This is a genomic window from Erwinia rhapontici (genome assembly GCF_020683125.1).
In the GTDB taxonomy this organism is placed as follows: Bacteria; Pseudomonadota; Gammaproteobacteria; order Enterobacterales; family Enterobacteriaceae; genus Erwinia; species Erwinia rhapontici.
This window is the reverse complement of sequence record NZ_CP085627.1, coordinates 4,338,938-4,358,122: the sequence shown is the minus strand read 5'-3', so window position 1 is coordinate 4,358,122 and position 19,185 is coordinate 4,338,938. Positions and strand designations below refer to the sequence as shown.

General features: G+C 56.8%; 12 protein-coding genes and 1 tRNA gene. 9 read left to right on the top strand and 4 right to left on the bottom strand.

What is annotated here, in order from left to right; translation table 11 throughout:
* Positions 1-329: 329 nt before the first annotated feature.
* Both LJN55_RS20090 and LJN55_RS20085 read right to left on the bottom strand, forming a co-directional pair.
* A tRNA-Ile gene (locus LJN55_RS20090) sits at positions 330-406 on the bottom strand.
* Between the two features lie 145 nt (positions 407-551).
* On the bottom strand, positions 552-1,106 hold the full coding sequence (locus tag LJN55_RS20085; RefSeq protein WP_133842430.1) for a histidine phosphatase family protein: 555 nt from the start codon (positions 1,104-1,106) through the stop codon (positions 552-554).
* A 753-nt stretch (positions 1,107-1,859) separates the two neighbouring features.
* Between LJN55_RS20085 and LJN55_RS20080 the strand changes: the two genes are divergently transcribed.
* The 3 genes from LJN55_RS20080 (at position 1,860) to LJN55_RS20070 (ending at position 5,397) form a co-directional block, all read left to right on the top strand.
* The gene (locus tag LJN55_RS20080; protein WP_167863334.1) at positions 1,860-3,254 is read left to right on the top strand and encodes an MFS transporter; all 1,395 of its coding nucleotides are present in this window, start codon (positions 1,860-1,862) and stop codon (positions 3,252-3,254) included.
* A gap of 128 nt (positions 3,255-3,382) precedes the next feature.
* Positions 3,383-4,414, top strand: coding sequence for a LacI family DNA-binding transcriptional regulator (locus tag LJN55_RS20075; RefSeq protein ID WP_159336848.1), 1,032 nt, complete (start codon positions 3,383-3,385; stop codon positions 4,412-4,414).
* Positions 4,411-5,397, top strand: a complete 987-nt coding sequence (locus LJN55_RS20070; protein WP_133842427.1) for a nucleoside hydrolase — start codon at positions 4,411-4,413, stop codon at positions 5,395-5,397. The genes LJN55_RS20075 and LJN55_RS20070 overlap by 4 nt, the downstream gene beginning before the upstream one ends.
* A 133-nt stretch (positions 5,398-5,530) precedes the next feature.
* Here LJN55_RS20070 and LJN55_RS20065 read toward each other — a convergent pair whose 3' ends face one another.
* Entirely contained in the window at positions 5,531-6,958 is a 1,428-nt protein-coding gene (locus LJN55_RS20065; protein WP_227535131.1) for a PepSY-associated TM helix domain-containing protein, read from the bottom strand.
* A 54-nt stretch (positions 6,959-7,012) separates the two neighbouring features.
* Positions 7,013-7,459, bottom strand: coding sequence for a DUF2946 domain-containing protein (locus tag LJN55_RS20060; protein WP_227535130.1), 447 nt, complete (start codon positions 7,457-7,459; stop codon positions 7,013-7,015).
* Between the two features lie 410 nt (positions 7,460-7,869).
* On the opposite strand from LJN55_RS20060, the gene LJN55_RS20055 reads away from it, so the two are divergent.
* The 6 genes from LJN55_RS20055 to LJN55_RS20030 are packed head-to-tail and all read left to right on the top strand — an operon-like array spanning position 7,870 to position 19,173.
* Complete coding sequence (locus LJN55_RS20055; protein ID WP_227535129.1) at positions 7,870-9,573, top strand: ShlB/FhaC/HecB family hemolysin secretion/activation protein; 1,704 nt, start codon at positions 7,870-7,872, stop codon at positions 9,571-9,573.
* 1 nt (position 9,574) lies between these two features.
* Positions 9,575-10,093, top strand: a complete 519-nt coding sequence (locus LJN55_RS20050) for a toxin-activating lysine-acyltransferase (protein WP_133842423.1) — start codon at positions 9,575-9,577, stop codon at positions 10,091-10,093.
* A 19-nt stretch (positions 10,094-10,112) separates the two neighbouring features.
* Positions 10,113-17,924, top strand: a complete 7,812-nt coding sequence (locus tag LJN55_RS20045) for a two-partner secretion domain-containing protein (protein WP_227535128.1) — start codon at positions 10,113-10,115, stop codon at positions 17,922-17,924.
* Positions 17,914-18,201 carry a hypothetical protein gene (locus tag LJN55_RS20040; protein WP_227535127.1) on the top strand — a complete coding sequence of 96 codons (288 nt, stop codon included), beginning with the start codon at positions 17,914-17,916 and terminating at the stop codon, positions 18,199-18,201. The genes LJN55_RS20045 and LJN55_RS20040 overlap by 11 nt, the downstream gene beginning before the upstream one ends.
* Positions 18,202-18,223: 22 nt before the next feature.
* Positions 18,224-18,805: a hypothetical protein gene (locus LJN55_RS20035; protein ID WP_227535126.1), complete on the top strand. Its 582-nt coding sequence runs from the start codon at positions 18,224-18,226 to the stop codon at positions 18,803-18,805.
* Entirely contained in the window at positions 18,802-19,173 is a 372-nt protein-coding gene (locus tag LJN55_RS20030; RefSeq protein ID WP_320443509.1) for a DUF596 domain-containing protein, read from the top strand. The genes LJN55_RS20035 and LJN55_RS20030 overlap by 4 nt, the downstream gene beginning before the upstream one ends.
* Positions 19,174-19,185: the final 12 nt, after the last annotated feature.

Genomic DNA, 19,185 nt, shown 5'->3' with positions numbered 1-19,185 from the left:
AGCACAGACCACAGATGCCCACCCGTTGCATAACGAAGATAAGTATTGCCCGTTTCTAATTAACGTTGATAAGCGCGGCAAGATCTTGCCATGACGCTGATGGCCTGACAGATCTCATACTACAAGCAAATTTGTTTAAGGCTGACGAAGCCGGCTTCTTTGTCACGCCGCTCACTCACTTTCTTGTCGAGTCTGTCAAACAGGCTCCTATGTTCTGTGTGCTGATAGCAGGTGATGCAGCATGTGGATGACATCACCCACTACCTCACCTGTAACGCCAGAAAACAAAAAGGACTCAGCCAGTTTCCTGTCTAAGTCCTTGTTTTATTTGGTGGCCCCAGCTGGACTTGAACCAGCGACCAAGCGATTATGAGTCGCGTGCTCTAACCAACTGAGCTATGGGGCCTGAGGCGCAGGATTATAATGTAACTCTGCGGCACGATCCAGCGCTTAACATGTGTATGATGCATTTCCAGGCAAAAATACGATATCGCGAACTGGTTGAATCATAACCATTATCTCTCCAGACCTGCTCTCATGCGCCTTTAGCGCTAAATCACCGGTGGATGATAAATGGCGCTGCTCCAGTAGCGGCTGCTGGCGTGTTTCTCTCCCAGCCAGCCAAGATGACGTAAGCGGCGTGCAATCAGCTTATTCATAATGCCGTGACCCACCAGCAGTACATTGCCTTCGGCAGACAGGGCGATCAGGCGATCGGCGGCGAGCACCGCACGCTGTTTTGCCTCAGCGTAAGACTCTACCTGTCCGGCGTAGCCCAGCAGCCACATCACCCGCAGCAGCGGCAGCCACAGCAGCGGCGATAAAGCCGGGAAGGCCAGCGGCATAACGGGCAGTGCCACTTCACGATAGACTGCATCGACCCGGTTGGCCTGCCTGCCGAGTTTTGCCAGCGACGAAATGGCACGCGGTAATGTGCTGGTGACAATCCAATCCGCCTCTGCGGCCAGCCTCAGGCTGCGTTCTGGCGGCAGGTCACAGATCTCGGCCAGATCGTAGGCCTCGCACCATTCCGCCATCGCCAGTGAGGAGCGGCGGCCTGGCAGAGAGTGATCGGGCTTGCCGTGGCGCATTAATGTAATCGTCATTATTTCCCGCCTGATAAGTGCCTGGCCCATTAGGCTATTTTATTTGCCATTAATGTACGCCTACTGGGCCAGGCTCTAAGTGTGTTTTTCAGCTTAACCATCCCCCCCGACAAACACAAACCTGAAGCTAATGTGCAGATTGTCATCTCTTCGCAATACTCGGGGGCTAAAACGTCAGTGTTGAAAGCGTGTTCAGCTTCATTTGCCTTAAGTTTGCGCACGGTTTCAATAGTGAAAAAAAATCGCATGTTTTTTGGACGATTTATTTCATTGATTTTATTGATTTTCTAAGCAATCAGTTGTGTTGAATGTCAAGAAAATCTAACGATTGCCGTTTCGTTACCTTGATTTATCTACACGCGTAGATACAATAGCTGCGTAGTGAAAATTCACGGTGCTTGATGGTTAGCAGCTACGTGAAGGTCAAATTTGTTTCGCGTTACTTATACGATTGGTCAATTTTAGACCGTCGGCGCAAAGCGAATATAGCGTTCCAACACCAGGGAACCTTTTTACCCGTCATACTTCAAGTTGCATGTGCGTTGGCTGCAGTCGTTCACCCGAATCACTTACTTCAGTAAGCTCATCGGGGTTCGCTCCTTTGCCGCCTTCCTGCAGCTCGAATTATTTAGGGTAAACGACCTTTCGTCATGGCTTTATAACACGGCCTGTTCACTGGCGAATTTTCCTCCGACGGAGGAGTGCGTGCCAGGGATGGCGCCGAATAAAACTCCTCACATCAGGGAATTTTTCATGTCTACACCTCAAAGCGTTGCACAGGATACTGCAATGTCGGCCAACTCGGCGGCAGATGAACGTTTAGCCACCCCGGAAGGGCGTAAGGATTTTTGGCGGGCAACATTCTCGTGCTGGCTTGGCACAGCAATGGAATATGCCGACTTCGCTTTATATGGGCTGGCCGCCGGGATTATCTTCGGTGATGTCTTCTTCCCCGAAGCAACGCCAGAAATGGCACTCCTCTCTACCTTCGCGACCTGGTCGGTTGGCTTTATTGCCCGTCCGATTGGCGCACTGTTCTTTGGCTGGCTCGGCGATCGTAAAGGTCGAAAAGTCGTTATGGTTTCCACCATCATCCTGATGGGTGCCTCCACCACACTGATTGGTCTTATCCCCAGCTATGCCTCTATTGGCCTTTGGGCACCGGCGTGTCTGGTGCTGCTACGCTTTAGTCAGGGCTTTGGTGCGGGTGCAGAGCTGTCCGGCGGTACGGTAATGCTGGGTGAATACGCACCCGCGCAGCGTCGCGGTCTGGTCTCTTCCATTATTGCGCTCGGTTCTAACAGCGGCACGCTGCTGGCATCGTTGGTCTGGCTGGCGGTGGTGCAGATGGACCAACAATCACTGCAAGAGTGGGGCTGGCGTATTCCGTTCCTGTGCAGTTCGCTGATTGCGCTGGTGGCGTTATGGATCCGTCGTCACTTACGTGAAACCCCGGTATTTGAACGCAAAAAAGCAGAGCTGGAAGCCGAACGTGAGCAGGTGCTGGCCGCCGCGCCCGTCGTAGAGGATACCCGTGGATTCTGGCGCCGTAGCCGTGCCTTCCTGACCATGGTTGGTCTGCGTATCGGTGAGAACGGTCCATCCTATCTGGCGCAGGGCTTTATTATCGGTTATGTGGTGAAAGTGCTGGCAGTGGATAAATCGGTGGCGACCACGGCGGTGTTTATTGCTTCGCTGCTGGGCTTCCTGATTATCCCGCTGGCGGGCTGGTTGTCGGACCGCTTTGGTCGCCGTATTACCTATCGCTGCTTCTGCCTGCTGCTGATCCTCTACGCGTTCCCGGCCTTTATGCTGCTGGACTCGCGTGAACCGGCCATTGTCATCAGTACGATCGTCGTCGGGATGGGATTGGCATCGCTGGGGATCTTCGGCGTACAGGCGGCCTGGGGCGTGGAGATGTTTGGCGTTCATCATCGTTATACCAAAATGGCCACGGCTAAAGAGCTGGGGTCAATTCTTTCAGGTGGTACGGCACCGCTGGTAGCGTCGGCACTGCTGGCCTGGACGGGTCACTGGTGGCCGATTGCCACTTATTTTGCGGTGATGGCAGGTATCGGTTTCCTGACCACGTTTGTGGCACCGGAAACACGCGGTCGCGACCTTAACGCACCGGAAGATGCGATTTAATCACGGATGAAAGCGGAAAAGAGTGTGGGTTTTCCCCCGCTCTTTTTCCCTTAATTGCATTATCTAAGGGACTCACGGGCCGGATTGTTATCCGGCCCGACGCTGTTTATTTGTGAGGAAGACTGCCTGTGGCAAAACAGATTCATCATCGTGCTACCCGTGCAGATGTGGCAAAAGTCGCCGGAACTTCCGTTGCCGTAGTGAGTTACGTTGTGAATAACGGACCGCGACCGGTTGCGCACGCGACACGTGAACGCGTGCTGGCGGCGATTAAAAGCACCGGTTACCGCCCGAACAGTGTGGCGCGTGCGCTGGCTTCAGGCACCACGAGAACCTATGGACTGGTGGTGCCGAATATTGGCAATGCGTTTATTGCTTCGCTGGCCCATGAGCTGCAACAGCAGGCGCTGGCGAACGATATGGTGATGCTGCTGGGCGATGCCGGTGACAGCCGAAAACGCGAGTTGCAGCTGATCAACAATCTGCTGGGCCAGCAGGTGAATGGCCTGTTTTACATCAGCGTTGACCGCCATCCCTATATTGATCTTCTGCAATCCAGCGGCACTCCGTTTGTGATGCTCGACCGGGTTGATCCCAGTTTGCAGGTCAATGTGATCCGCGTGGATGAACGCGAGGCGTCGCGTCAGGTGACGGCCCATCTGTTGAGCCACGGTTATCAGCATGTCGGCATTATCTGCGGCCCGCCGGAGATGCTGAATACGCAGGATCGTCTGCAAGGCTGGCGCGATGCGTTGGCGGATCATGGCGTGGAAGAACGCCCGGAGTGGATATTCCATACCCCCTATACCCGCGTGGGTGGCTATCAGGCCGCACAGCGCATGATGCAGAGCGAGACGCGCCCGCGTGCTCTGTTTGCATCGAACGAAGCACAGGCGATTGGCTGTATTCGTGCTTTGTCTGAACACCGTATCCGCGTGCCGGATCAGCTGGCGCTGGTCTGTTTTAACGGCACCGATCAATCTGCCTATCATGTGCCATCGCTGACGACTGTTCGTCAACCCGTGCGCGAGATGGCAAAGACCGCTATCAACATGCTGGCGGCGTGGAAAGGGGAGAGCATGCTGAGTGAGTTCTCTCATCATCTTGAACTTGGCGAGTCCTGTGGCTGCAAGCTGGCCGATAATAAGATAACGATATGAAACGATTAATTATTGATTGTGATCCGGGGAATGGTATTACGGGGGCCAACGTCGATGACGGGTTGGCGATTGCACTGGCGCTGGCTGCACCGGAAATTTCGCTGGAGCTGATCACCACCGTGGCGGGAAATACCCCAAGCCAGGTGGGGTACAGCGTGGTGAAAGATCTGATGGAGCGTATCGGGCAGTCGGTAGCGGTGGTGAAAGGGGCCGATGCGGCCTTATGCGAGCCGACGCAACCGTGGCGCGAAGCGTTAGATCAGCGGGTGCACAGCAACCAGCTGGCGCATCTGTGGCGCGGCGTGCGTCAGCCGCAGTCTTTTACCGCCCCGGCTCTGGAAGCCGCGGATGCGATGGGCCAGCTGATTTGCGCGAATCCGGGGAAAATCACCCTGGTGGCGATTGGTCCGCTGACCAATGTGGCGCTGGCGTTAGAACGTTATCCGGAGATGGCCGATGCGGTGCAGGAGATCGCCATTATGGGCGGTGTGTTTGCGCTGGATGATTTTATTAAAGACACCAACTTCGGCATTGATCCTGAGGCCGCACATAAGGTGCTGACCAGCGGCGCGAATATCACGCTGGTGCCGATGGATGTGACCAGTCAAACGCTGATGACGCATCAGGATCTGAATCGCATTGCACAGATTGATACACCGCTGGCGCGTTTTGTCACCGAGACGCTGCGCCCGTGGATTGATTACTCGATTCAGACCCGTCATCTGCCGGGCTGCTGGATCCACGATGCGCTGGTAGTGGCCTGGTTGCTGAACCAGCGAGTGAGCACGGCGGCGGATTATTTTGTCGACGTGGAGCTGCGCGAGGGGATGACGCGCGGTAAGTCATGGCGTTTCCGTCAGCCGTTGCGTGTGGATGTGGGCATCGGTGAGCCGCAGGGTGGCCAGGTGCATGTGTTGCAGACGGTGGATAACCAGTTGTTGCTGGCGATGCTGGAGCATTATCTGGCGAAGCCGTTAGCGTAAAGCCTGCCCGTGGATTTTGCCGATCCGGCGTGCTTAAACTGGCCTCAGACCTGAAGCCAAACTGTCAGCCACAAAAAATGAGTGGGGATCCCTCAGGGGGCGACCCTTTTTTCCGGTCACCCCGTATTGATGATCAGGCGTGCACTGCACGCCGCCAGCGCCACACATCCACGCCCAGTAACACCAGCAAACTCACGCCCATCACCGGCAAACAGACCGCCGTAATCAACGTGATCACCAGCAGCAGAAAACGTGCGCTAATCGACAACGGTTGCCAGCAGCCCAGTAGCGTATCCAGTGGGGAAACCTGCCCACCCTGCGGGCGGCGCAGCCACCACATGCGATAGCCAATCACAATCATCACGCACAGCCCGGCCCCAAACAGTGCCAGGACCAGCTGATTCGCCACCCCGAACAACACGCCCATATGGGCATCCACGCCCCAGCGCGTCAGTTTGGCCAGCAGGCCAAAGTTGGCGAACTCCACCTTATCAATCACCGCGTTGCTCTGCGGATCTACCGCTACGCTGTCGACCTGCGTTGGCCAGCGGCGGTCAATCTCATTCACCGTCCAGGCTTTATCAGCCCGGTATGACGGACGGATCTCCAGTTTGGCCGCATCAATCCCCGCCGCACGCGCTGCGCTCAGCACGCCATCGAACTGCGCCGGATTGACCGTAGCCGGAGCGGCATCCTGCGTCATCATCATGTGGCCTTTATGCTCCGCATGCTCATCCATTGGCATATCCATCATCATCGCGGATTCAGAATGCAGCACGGTATTCACCGAGGGCGTCATCCAGCCAAAATGATTGCGCATCAGGGAGATATTATCCCCGGCCCAGCGTGACCAGGTCAGCCCGGTGGCGGAGAAGAACACCAGCCCGAGCAGCAATACCAGACCCAGCGTTGTGTGCCAGTGGCGTTGCCCCGCCAGACGCTGGGCGCGCGTTGGGGGAGATCGCAAGGGTTTACGGCGCGGCGTGCGGCTGGTGGCCCAGAGCAGGGCCCCCCCCAGTGCGGCAATCCACAGCCAGCTCGCCGCCAGTTCGCTGTAATTGCGACCCACGTCACCCAGCAGCAGATTGCGGTGCAGATAATCCAGCCATGTACGGAATGGCAGAACGCCGCTGGTGCCGTAAACCGTCATTTCGCCACGGATTTCCAGCGTCTTTGGATCAACAAACACCGCCCGGGTTTCCGATGGGCCGAGATCGGTACTGGCAAACATCACGCGCGTGGTTTCACCGGGATGGGGTGCCGGGCGCACGGCGGCGATTTTGGCCTTCGGCCCCATCAGGGCACTGGCGGTGGCGATCTGGGCTGAGATCGGCTGGTCCGGTCCGGTTGATGAGGTAAACAGCTGTGACTGATACAGCACATTTTCCAGCTGAGGCGTCAGCACATACAGCGTGCCGGTCAGGGCCGCGACAAAGATAAAGGGGGCGATAAACAGCCCGATATAGAAATGCAGGCGACGCAGCAGCGGGATCAGCGCGCTGCTGCTGCGGGTGGCGTGCGTGGTCGCACGTCGGATATTTTCTGACATTGTCTCTTCCATCAGCCTGTTTTACAGGCATTCGCAGGGACTGTGGGGGAACCCACAGATCAATTGTTATTTGAAGCGTGCGGTGAGGAAGAGAGGCGGGGCGCGGGGATGGAAGAAGCGGGGAACAAAACGCGCCACCACGGGTTGAAAAAGAGGAACATCCGGCTGGGTGGCGGCCTGTAATGTCGACCACAGCAGCGGCAGTGTCATCAGGTCGAGCGGCAGATGCACCAGCAGCACGCAATAACCGCAGGCGCTGTCATCCATCATCGACATCGGATGATGTTCCTGTTTCGTCGCGCTAGTGGAGGTGGCGTCCATATCATGATGCATGTCCGGCATCTCAGACATGTCCATCGCCATCCCATGATGCATCATCATCATGCTGTTACTGCCGCGCGTCTGCGCCAGTGATTTTGAAATCACCGGAGCAATAAACAGCAGCAGTATTGCCAGCAGACCAAGCCAGGCGGCGAGGCGATTGCGGGGGGCAGAAAATGAGATCAGTGACACGTCTTTTCTTTCAGCAGGAATACCGCAAGGAGTGTACTTTAATTTAGTAGAACAGGGGAAAGGTAATCTCTGTTTCCGTTTTTAATATCGACAATTTAAGGGCCAGTCGGCGCTATATAACTGAGGAATAATCTTAACTATTTCTACTTGTTTCCGGTTAATTCCCTGAGGGTGATTTGACTTATGTGTATTTTTGTATTTTTTCTAATGTATAGATTATATTTATGATAAATAACATTTTTTACATTAATTTTTGTGCCTGATATTAGGATTTTCCTTATGTTGTTGTTGTTATAACCATCATTCAATTGTAAGCGTTATGTAAGTTTAGGAACAATCCTGGATAAGAAATCGTTAAAGTACCTGGCATCAACATCGTATAAATAATAAACCTTGCTCAGGGCATTACTATGCTACGGATTGCGTCTGGAAAAGACGGGATAACCCCTGCTCGTCTCAGTAGTTTGGCCGTTATTATCAGTCTCTTTCATGTCACGAATGTGGCTGCTGCCACGATCGGCGATCAGCAATTAATTAACCAGCAGGAACGTCAGCGCGCCACTGAACGTCAGCTGGCACCTCCTGCCCCGGACGTCCGTTTACAGGCGCCGGGCAGCTTTTTCAGCCGTATTCAGTTTCCTGCTGAAGAGCCGTGCTTTGCCCTGCAACATATCGAGTTACAGGGGCGAGAGGCGTTCCCGCATTGGATGCCGTTGCAAAAGCTGGCCGATCAGGCGCAGGGACAGTGCCTTGGCGGTAAGGGTATTAACCTGCTGATGAGTGCCTTGCAGAACCGTCTGGTGGATCACGGCTACGTCACCGCCCGCGTGCTGGCCCCGCCCCAGGATATTAATAGCGGCACCCTGAAGCTGTTGCTGGTACCGGGCAAGGTGCGCAATGTCCGTCTGACGCCAGACAGCGATCGTTACGTTCAGCTCTGGAGCGCCATGCCGGCCCATGCCGGGAATTTGCTGGATCTGCGTGATATTGAACAGGGGCTGGAAAACTTACAGCGCCTGCCCACCGTGCAGGCCGATATGCAGATTGTTCCCGGTGAGCAGCCGGGCGAAAGTGATATCAACGTCAGCTGGAAGCAGTCGCGCCACTGGCGACTCGGTGCCACGCTGGATGACTCCGGTAGCAAAAGTACCGGGCGCTATCAGGGCGGCCTGACGCTCTACCTCGATAATCCTCTGTCACTCAGCGATATGTTCTACGTATCCGCAGGTAAGGATTTAGAGCAGGGCGGCGACAAAGGCAGCAAAAATACCCTGATCCACTACTCAGTGCCGTTTGGTTACTGGACGACGGGCGTCACCTTCAGCGACTACGACTACCACCAGTCGGGTCTGGGCAGTGGTTTTGACTACCAATACAAGGGTAAGAGCAAAAGCATGAACCTCCAGCTGGGGCGCGTACTGCACCGCAGCGGCAGCCAGAAAACCTCGTTCAGCTATGAAGTGATGACGCGCCAGTCGCGCAACTACATCGAAGATACCGAGATTGAGCAGCAGCGTCGTCAGACCGCCGCCTGGCGTCTCGGTTTGCAGCATCGTCACTATATCGGCCAGGCCACGCTGGATACCGGCGTGAGCTATCAGCGCGGGACGCGCTGGTTTGGCGCGGAACCAGCACCGGAAGAGAGCTATGGCGAAGGCACCGGGCTGGCGAAGATTATTCAGCTTTCCGTGCAGCTGAATGCGCCGTTCCAACTGTGGGGGCAATCCTTCCGTTATAACGGGCAGTTCCAGCGCCAGATGACCCATTCTCCGCTGACACCGCAGGATCAGATGTCCATTGGTAACCGCTGGACGGTACGCGGCTTCGATGGTGAATACACTCTGAACGGTGACGAAGGCTGGTTTGTACGTAATGACATCGCCTGGCAAACCCCGTTGCCGAATCAGGAACTCTACCTCGGCGCGGACTATGGCGAAGTGAAAGGCGGCATCGATTATCAGGTCGGTCGCCATCTGGCAGGCGGTGTCATCGGCCTGCGCGGCAACGTATTGAATACCGGCTACGACCTGTTTGCGGGCGTGCCGTTTTCCAAACCGGACGGTTTCAGCACCAGCCCGGTCTCCCTCGGTTTCAATCTGAGCTGGGAATACTGATATGACGATCCCCGTTAATGGTTTTCAGGTGATTTCCCCGCTGTTGAGCAGCGGGTTCAGCGAATCTGAAGTGCTGGGTGCCAGCGTCTGGTTATGGATGCATTCAGCACAGCACCGCGACATTCCCCTCAGTGCGCTCCCCACGCTGCTGCTGCCTGCGATCAAGCATCAGCAGTTTGCGCTGGCGATGCGTGACGATAAGCCGGTGTTTTTCCTCAGTTGGGCCTGGCTGGATGATGAAGCCGAGCAGCGTTATCTCACGCAGCCCGGCATTCACGTTCAGGAGCGGGACTGGAACAGCGGTGACCGTCTGTGGATCCGCGACTGGATTGCGCCGTTTGGCGATCAGCAGGCATTGCGTCGCCTGGTCGGCGGCACGTTATTTCCGCATCACTGCGTACGTTCGCTGTATCACAAAGGTGAGGAGCGCGGTCTGCGCGTTATGAATTTCCGTGGTGATGCGGTAACGCATCAGGATTTCGCACGCTGGCAGCGCGACACCCCGCTGGCAAGCCATTAACTGGAAGGGATGAACCCAGGTGAATAAGAATCTGTATCGCGTAATTTTCAACAAGGCGCGTGGCCTGTTGATGGTGGTGGCCGAAAATGGCCGTGGTCATGGTAAAGGTCCGGCGGTGAGCGGCGAAGGGCATACGCTCAGCCAGCTGATTGGCCAGCTCTCCCCGCTGGCATTCTTCACCCTGGGTGCGCTGGGCATGGTAGCGCTGATGCCACAGGCGCAGGCCGCAGGGATTGTCGCCGATGGCAGTGCGCCTTCCGGCCAGCAGCCGATGATTGGGAAAACAGCCAACGGCACGCCGCAGGTGAATATTCAGGCACCGAGCGCGGGTGGCGTATCGCGTAATACCTATAGCCAGTTCGACGTTGATAAAAAGGGCGTGATCCTCAATAACTCCCACCGCAATACACAGACGCAGCAGGGCGGCTGGGTGGCGGCGAACCCTTATCTGGCACGCGGAGAAGCCAAAGTGATCCTCAACGAGGTGAACTCACGCGACCCCAGCAAGCTGAATGGTTATATCGAAGTCGCGGGTAAAAGGGCGCAGGTGGTGATCGCTAACCCCGCCGGTATCACCTGTGACGGCTGCGGTTTTATCAATGCGAACCGTTCCACGTTGACCACGGGTAAAGCGATTATGCAGAACGGCCAGCTGACCGGATATCAGGTCAATGGCGGGGAGATTGTGGTGCAGGGGGCGGGAATGGACAGCAGCCGCCAGGACTATACCGATCTGATTGCGCACACGGTGAAAGTGAACAGTGGTATCTGGGCCAGCGATCTGAAAGTGACGACCGGTAAAAACCGCGTCAGCGCTGACGGCGCCAGCGTCAGCAAAAATACGGACAGTGATAACGATGTGAAGCCAGCGCTGGCGCTGGATGTGGCCAACCTTGGCGGCATGTACGCCGGGAAAATCCAGCTGATTGGTACAGAAAGCGGTGTTGGCGTACGTAACGCGGGAACGCTGGGGGCGCAGGCCGGTAGTGTCACCCTCAGCGCCGACGGGCATATCGAAAACAGCGGTAAGATCAACGCCAGTGAAGATATTCAGGTGAGTGGTCGTGCGCTGAGCAACAGCGGTACGCTGTATGCCGGACGCGATACGCGTGCCAGCGTCAGCGGTCAGTTGAACAACGATGGCATGGTGGTCGCGGCGCGTCACACCAGCGCCCGTGCAGGTGAAATCAACAGTAGCAAAAATGCCGTCTTTGGCGGTGGGGTGAAAACCGATGGCCGCCTGGGAGAAAGCGGCGATCTGGATCTCACCAGCACCGGCAAGCTGGCCAGCCACGGGCAGAACCTGGCGGCCGGAAAACTCACCGTGCAGGCGGCCGATATTGACCTCAGCGACAGCCAGACCAGCGCAGCGGAGGTGGCATTGACCACTCAGGGCACGCTGAATAACGATCGTGGAACGGTCTCTGCGCACAGCGGCGATCTGACCCTGACCAGCAGTCAGTTAAGCAACAGCGGGGGTACGCTGTATGCCGGACGTGATATGCATGCCAGCGTCAGCGGACAGCTGAATAATGACGGGCTGATCGCCGCCGGACGCGATACCCGCGCCAGCGCCGGTGAGCTGAACAGCAGTAAAAATTCGGTGTTCGGCGCGGGGATTAATGCGGATGGCGGCGTGGGAAATAGCGGCAATCTGACGCTGACCAGCACCGGGAAACTGGCGAGTAACGGGCAGAATCTGGCCGCCGGAAAACTCACGGTGCAGGCTGCAGAGATCGACCTGAGCGACAGTCGCAGCGCGGGATCGGACGTCACCCTGACCTCGGGCGGCGCACTGAATAACGATCGCGGGATGATCTCCGCACTGAGCGGCGATCTCTCCCTGACCAGTGCGCAGCTTGATAATAACGGTGGGCGTCTGGAGTCGGCGGGCAAGGTGCAGGTGCGCAGCGCCGGGATTAACAACGTTGGCGGAACGATGGTTGGCCAGCAGTTGACGCTGGACAGCGCTGGCCAGGCACTCAACAACCAGAATGGCGGCATTGCGGCGACGGAGGGCGTCACGCTTACGGCAGGTGCGCTGAATAATGAGGGCGGCAAGGTGATTGCCGGGAAAAACCTCAACGCCGGCGTTCAGTCGGTGAGCGGTAACGGGCAGTTGCTCTCACTCGGAGACATGCAGCTGGCGGTCAACGGTGACTTCAGTAACGTGGGCAGTACGCTGGCGAACGGCAATCTTGACCTTAACGTGCAGGGCGCGCTGGATAACGCCGGGCAACTCAATGCCGGCAAGCAGTTAGCGGTGACGGCCGCCAGCCTGAACAACCAGCAGAGTGGCGATATCAGTGGTCAGATCACCCACGTGGATGTCGGTAGCAGCCTGACCAACCGTGGCATTATTGACGGTGTGGAAACCGTGCTGCGTGCCGGAACGCTGAACAATATCGGCAGCGGACGTATTTATGGCGATCATCTGGCGATCCAGGCCGGTGAGTTGAATAACGTGGCGGAAGGTGAGAGTGCGGCGACCATTGCTGCACGCCAGCGCCTGGATCTCGGTGTCGGAACGCTGAATAACAGCGCCCACAGCCTGATTTACAGCGATGGGGATATGTCGATTGGTGGTCAGCTGGATGAGAACAATGCCGCCAGCGGCCGGGCGACGACGATCAACAACCACAGCGCGACGATCGAATCTATCGGCAACATGCTGATCAATACCGCCACCCTGAACAATATTAACGACCACTTTGCTACCGAGATGGTGCACCTCTCGGACGAGCAAAAAGAAGAATATATGGTGGTCGGTCTGAATAATGGTGTGCATTACGGCACCAGCGATTATGACATCAGCTTCTATCATGACGAAGTGCAGCACATCTGCATTAGCGGCGTGGTGTGTAATCAGGATCATTACTACCAGTATGCTTACACCCAGAGCACCTGGCAGGAACAGATCACGGAAAGCGATCCGGCGCAGATCCTTGCGGGCGGCAGTCTGGCGATCAACGCTGACAATACCCTTAACGATAAGAGCCGCATTATTGCCGGGGGCGATCTGCTGGTCAGCAATGCCAACCTGAACAACGTGGAACTGGCCGGAACGCTGCTGGTGCAGAAAGTGGGGCAGGTGATCGAGTGGGATCGTATCCACAAGAAAGGTCACGACAAGCAGAAACATGATGCCTCCGCTTATACACCACCGGATGAGATCCAGTCGATTGCCCTGTCACCGAGCGTGGCGAAAGGCAACACGAAGGTGGACAGCAGTTCGCCTGCGCTCAGCGGTTTCAGCCTCGGTTTACTGAACAGTGAGGACTTGGCTTCACTGCCTGGCGGTCAGCGCATTGAGATCGCGGGCAGCACCGATGCCACGGTGATCCGCTCACAGGTGCCGGACACCACGCTGCCAGAGAACAGCTTGTTTAACCCACTGCCATCGTCCTCCAGCAATTACCTGATCGAAACCGATCCCCGCTACACCAACCAGAAAAACTGGCTCAGCTCTGACTATATGCTGTCGCAGCTGCGGTCCGATCCTGATATCACCCAGAAACGCCTGGGGGATGGCTTCTACGAGCAGCGCCTGGTGCGCGAACAGCTGGTGGAGTTGACCGGCGAGCGTTATCTGGCGGGCTATCAGAGCGATGAGGATCAGTACAAGGCGCTGATGGAAGTCGGGGTCGCTTTCGGGCAAGCCTTTAATCTGGTGCCGGGCGTGGCGCTGACCGCCAGCCAGATGGCGAACATCTCGAGCGATATGGTGTGGCTGGTGGCGCGTGATGTCACACTGGCTGATGGCAGCCGTCAGAGTGTGCTGGTGCCGCAGGTTTATGCCCAGGTGAAACAGGGCGATATCGATGGCAGCGGCGCGCTGCTGTCCGGGCGTAATATCGCGGTGGGTGTCAGCGGCAATATGCTGAACTCGGGCCGCGTAAATGCCACCCAGCTGCTGAGCATCAGCGGCGATACCATTACCAACGTGGGCGGGATCATCAGCGGCGGCAACGTGCAACTGCTGGCGAACAACGATCTGACCAACAATGGCGGCATCATCCAGGCGCAGACTTCGCTGGTGGCCAGCGCGGGACGCGATCTCAACCTCGTGTCGCAAACCACCCATACGGAAAGCACCAACGGCAGCAACACCTTTAGTCGCGATACGGTGTCGCGTGTGGCGGGCATGTATGTGCAGCAGGATGATGGCAAACTGGCCTTACAGGCGGTGCGTGACGTCAATCTGCAAGGGGCGAAGGTGGTGAATACGGGCGAAAACAGCCAGACCACCGTGGTTGCCGGGCGTGATGTGAATCTGACAACGGTCAACTCCGGTGCCAGCGACAATGTGGTATGGAATAAAGACAACCACCTGAGCCAGAGCAACACCACGGCGGTGGGCAGCGAAATTACGGGTGCCGGTGATGTGGTCGTGCAGGCGGCAAACAATATTGCAGCGGCAGCGGCCACGCTGAATGCCGGTAGCGGCCTGAGCCTCGCCGCGGGCAATGACATCACTATTGGCACGGCCAGTGAGCAGTCGTCGCTGGATATGGCCTCCAAAGTGAAAGGGTCGGGCTTCCTCTCCAGCAATACCACCACGACGCGTGCCGGGTTTAATCAGCAAAATATGGCAGGCAGCAATCTGGGTGGGCAGGATATTACGCTGTCGGCCGGGCACGACCTCGGTATTAGCGGTAGCAACGTTGCGGCAGACAATTCGCTGACCGCCAAAGCGGGTAATAACCTGACCGTTGATACCGCTGAGGAGAGCCGCGACGGCTGGGCGATGACGCAGAAAACCAAGTCCGGCCTGATGAGCAGCGGTGGCATTGGCTTTACCGTCGGTTCAACCTTTAATAAATCGACCGATGAAACCACAGGGCAGACGGCGAAGGGCAGCCAGCTGGGATCGGTGAGCGGTGATACCACGCTGATTGCCGGTAACGATCTGAAAATCAAAGGATCGGAGGTGATCGCCGGTAACGATATCAATCTGGTCGGTAAAAACGTTGAAATCAGCTCAGCAGAAAATCGTGCCAGTAAACACAGCACCACCGAGTCACGCTCCAGCGGTCTGACCCTGGCGCTCTCCGGCGCGGTTGGCTCTGCGCTGAGTACCGCAAAAACCATTTCCGAGATGGAAACCGATAAGCAGGATGACCGCGTAGCACGCCTGCAACAGGTGAAAGCAGGTCTGGATGGCTATCAGGCCGCTCAGGCGGTACGCGGTGCTGTGCAGGATCCGACCAATACCAGCTTCGTCGGTATCAGCCTGTCGCTGGGCATGCAAAAGGCACAGAGTGAAAGCCAGAGTGACCAGATGACCTCGGCGGGCAGTGCGATTCAGGCCGCCCAGAATCTGAATATCTTTGCTAACGGCAGTGATGGTTCAACCCAGGATGGCGATATCGTCGTGCAGGGCAGCCAGCTTCAGGCCGGTGATGAGATGCTGCTGTCAGCCTCGCGCGATATCAGCCTGCTGTCGGCGGAAAATACCCAGATTTCCAGCAGCAGTAAAAGCAGCGGCGGCGGTGCCGTTGGTGCCAGTATCGGGGTCGGTTCTGGCGGCTTCGGCCTCAGTATTTTTGCCAATGGTAATAAAGGAAAAGGCAGCGAAAATGGCGATGGCCTGACCCATAACGAAACCACCCTGGATGCCGGTAACAAGGTGACCTTGCTCAGTGGGCGGGATACGACCCTGACCGGGGCACAGGTCAGTGCCGATCGCATTGTGGCTGATGTCGGGCGCGATCTGACGATCACCAGCGAACAGGACAGCAATAACTACAAGTCAAAAGATCAGAATATCAGCGGTGGCCTGAGCTTCACCCTTGGCTCGATGACCGCCAGCGGCAGCCTGTCGATCAGCAATGACAAGATCAACAGTAACTACGATAGCGTGCAGGAACAAAGTGGCCTGTTCGCCGGTGACGGCGGCTACGATGTCACGGTCGGTAACCACACCCAGCTTAATGGTGCGGTGATTGGCAGCACCGCAGAGGCGGCGAAGAACCGCCTGGATACCGGTACGCTCGGTTTCAGCGATATTCAAAATCAGGCCGATTATGCCACCTCGGGAGTGAGTGTAGGGCTGACCAGCCAGTTCAATCTGGATAAAGACAGCGCGGCATCGGGCGAGGACCAGACCAAAGAGAAAGCACCTTCCACGTCGAAGCTGACGCAACTGGGCCAGAATATTGCGCCAACATCAATGTCAGCGACCCAGGTGTCTGGCGACGGGTCGAGCATCACCCATTCTGCGGTCTCTGATGGCACGCTGATCGTGCGCAATGGCGACAGCCAGCAGCAGGATGTCAGCACGCTGAGCCGTGATGTGGAACATGCCAATCAGACACTCAGCCCGATCTTTGATAAGGCCGCGGAGCAGAAACGCCTGCAAAAAGTGCAGTTAATTGGTTCGATTGCGGCTTCCACGATGAACACCGTGCTTACTGAGCGGCAGCTGTATGCCAACAAGCAGGGGATGGAGGCTGTCGGTGAAGAACCGGGGGCCAATGCTACGGCGGCGGATCGTGAGAGTTACTGGAAGGCGGTGAAAGAGAGCTCTGCTTACAAACAGGCAATGAAAGGCTACGGCCCGGATGATACCTGGGTTAAAGCGGGAAATGCGGCTGTCACAGCAATTGGTGCACTGGCGGGAGGCGACCCGGCGAAAGCGCTGGCTCAGGCTTCTTCACCGTATCTTGCCGGGGTGATTAAAGACGTGACCTTTAATGATCCTAAAAATCCGACTGCGCAGGAGATCGCCACCAATGCCTTCGCGCATGCGATCCTCGGTGGCGTGGTGGCGGAAATGAGTGGGCAGAATGCGCTGGCAGGCGCCGTGGGTGGTGGGGGTGGCGAACTGGCTATCCGTGCAATCCATCAGTCACTTTATCCGGATGTCGCCACGGATAAACTGGACGACCAGCAGAAGAAAACGATTAAGAACCTGGCTCTTATTGCCACCAGCCTGACCGGCTCACTGGTGTCCGGCGATACCGCGGGCGCTGTGGATGCCTACAAGGCGGGCGACAACGCGATGACCAATAATTACCTGAAGCCTGAGCAGATTGATAAGTTTGCTGCGAAAGCTCAGGGATGTAAGGCACGCGGTGACTGCGCCACGGTCAGAAAAGAGATGCAGGAACTCAGCCTGAAACAGCAGGATGAGCTGATTGCGGTCTGCGCCACCGATGCGGCGGCCTGTAAGGCTAACTTTGGCGATGTGACGGCCAATGGCATGCTGGTTCGCGAGGCGATCGATCGGGTGCTGGGCGCCGATGACGTGCCCTGGCAGATGAAGAACGACATGTCGTCACTCTATGCCCAGCAGATTGAGGCGGAAGGGGTGGTGTCCAGCACGGAGTTTGCGAAGCAGTTGCAAAGCCGCTACGGGATGGATTCTGAGCGAGCGCAGCTTCTGGCCGGTGCCGCGCTGGGGGCGCTGAGTGGCGGAATTAAGGGCTCACGCACCCCGACGGTGAGCAGCAGCAAGGTCAGCAGTCCTGTCAGCGGTAGCGGCGGAACGGGCAGCAACGTCACGCCGACGCCGCCGGTAACCGGAAGCGTACGCGACCCGGCACTGCCGCTGGGCAGCAAACAAAACCAGATGAATCAGCCTAAAAACCCGTCTTATCAGCCGGTAAGAAACGAGGTGGGCACGATCAGCAACCGCGAGTATTCAGGTCACGCTTTAGATAGAATGCAGGACCGTGGCATCATGCCGTCGGTGGTGGAAAACACCATTAAAACAGGCAATGCTACCTCAAGCCGGGGTAATACAACGGTCTATTACGATGCCACCAATAATGTCTCGGTGGTCACGAACAGCTCTGGAAAAGTGGTGACGGTCAAATATGGTAAATAAGGCGCAGTTGATTGAACGGGGAGCGCGGGCGTCGGAGGATTTGTTTGCCTGGGCCAGCTTTGTCGCTGAGACCGAGTTTCTGTGGCAGGACAGCGCCCTGGTTAAGTATGCCGATGCCTGGCAGAGCCTGTGGTTTGAGCTGGAAATCGTCAATGGCCTGGCGCTGGCAGAGTGGGAAGAACAGGGGCGCCCCGCTGACTGGTCGGCAGTCTGGTGCGAAAACTACCGCCAGGATGCCCGCGAGCTGGTGGCGGATCTGCTGGCCCTGACCGCCTGATAGCCCACAAGGAGAAATGCTGATGTTCCGTCAAACCACGCTGTCCCTGCTGCTGGTCACCGCCAGCGGCTGTAGCCAGTTTCCGCATAATTCGTTCTTTACTCCGCCTGCGCCAGGCCCGGATACGGCATCGGTGCGCATTGTTGGCGGCACCGAGCTGGCGTCAATTCAGCAGGAAAATGAGGGCCAGCTTACGGGGGGGCTGGTGCGCAGTAGTGAGTTTATGTTAACTCACACTCAGGACGGCGGGATGCCGGTGGCCAGTGGACAGGATAAAGCGTCCTGGAGCGATTTTTATGAAACCCCGGTGATAGCGGGCAGAAAAACCCGTATTGGCCTGGTGTATCACGGCAGTAATAACCAGTGCAGCAGTTCGATGACGTTTGTACCGCAGAAAGGTCACTACTACCAGTTTGGCCTGCAGGTTGACCTGCGTCTGCGCCAGTGCCGTGGTTTGCCGTATGAGCTGACAAAAAATAACCGGGGAGAGTGGCAGCTTCAGCGTATCAGCGATGTCGTCTGGGGGGGGAAATATGGTCATGAAGATGCAAACTGGCAAAAAATGCCGGATACACAGGTGCCTCCCAAAGTCTTAGCACCTTGAGTGCGCTGAAAAGAGAAGGCATTTATCAGGCCGTGATCGCCAGCGCCCGTGGATTGTCACTCGGCGCCCTCTGGCAACATCTTGAGGTTGAGTGCCGCAGCATTGCGGATAACAGCGCCCTGAGAAAAGAGCTTTTCTTTGATCTGTTGCAGCAACTGATGAAGAGCGGTCAGGTCCGGCTGGCGTGCGACGGTACCTGGCTGACGGGCACGGTTGAGGAACAGCTTAAGTGTCTGAATGAGGCCTGGCCGCAGCCCGACTCTGACGATGAGTTAGACGATCTTGATGATACTGGCTTCTGGTTTCTGGCAAAAGCGCCCGCCGGGCTGGTGTGGATCACCGCTGACGGGCAGGAAGTCTGGACCTGATACTGTGGAGTA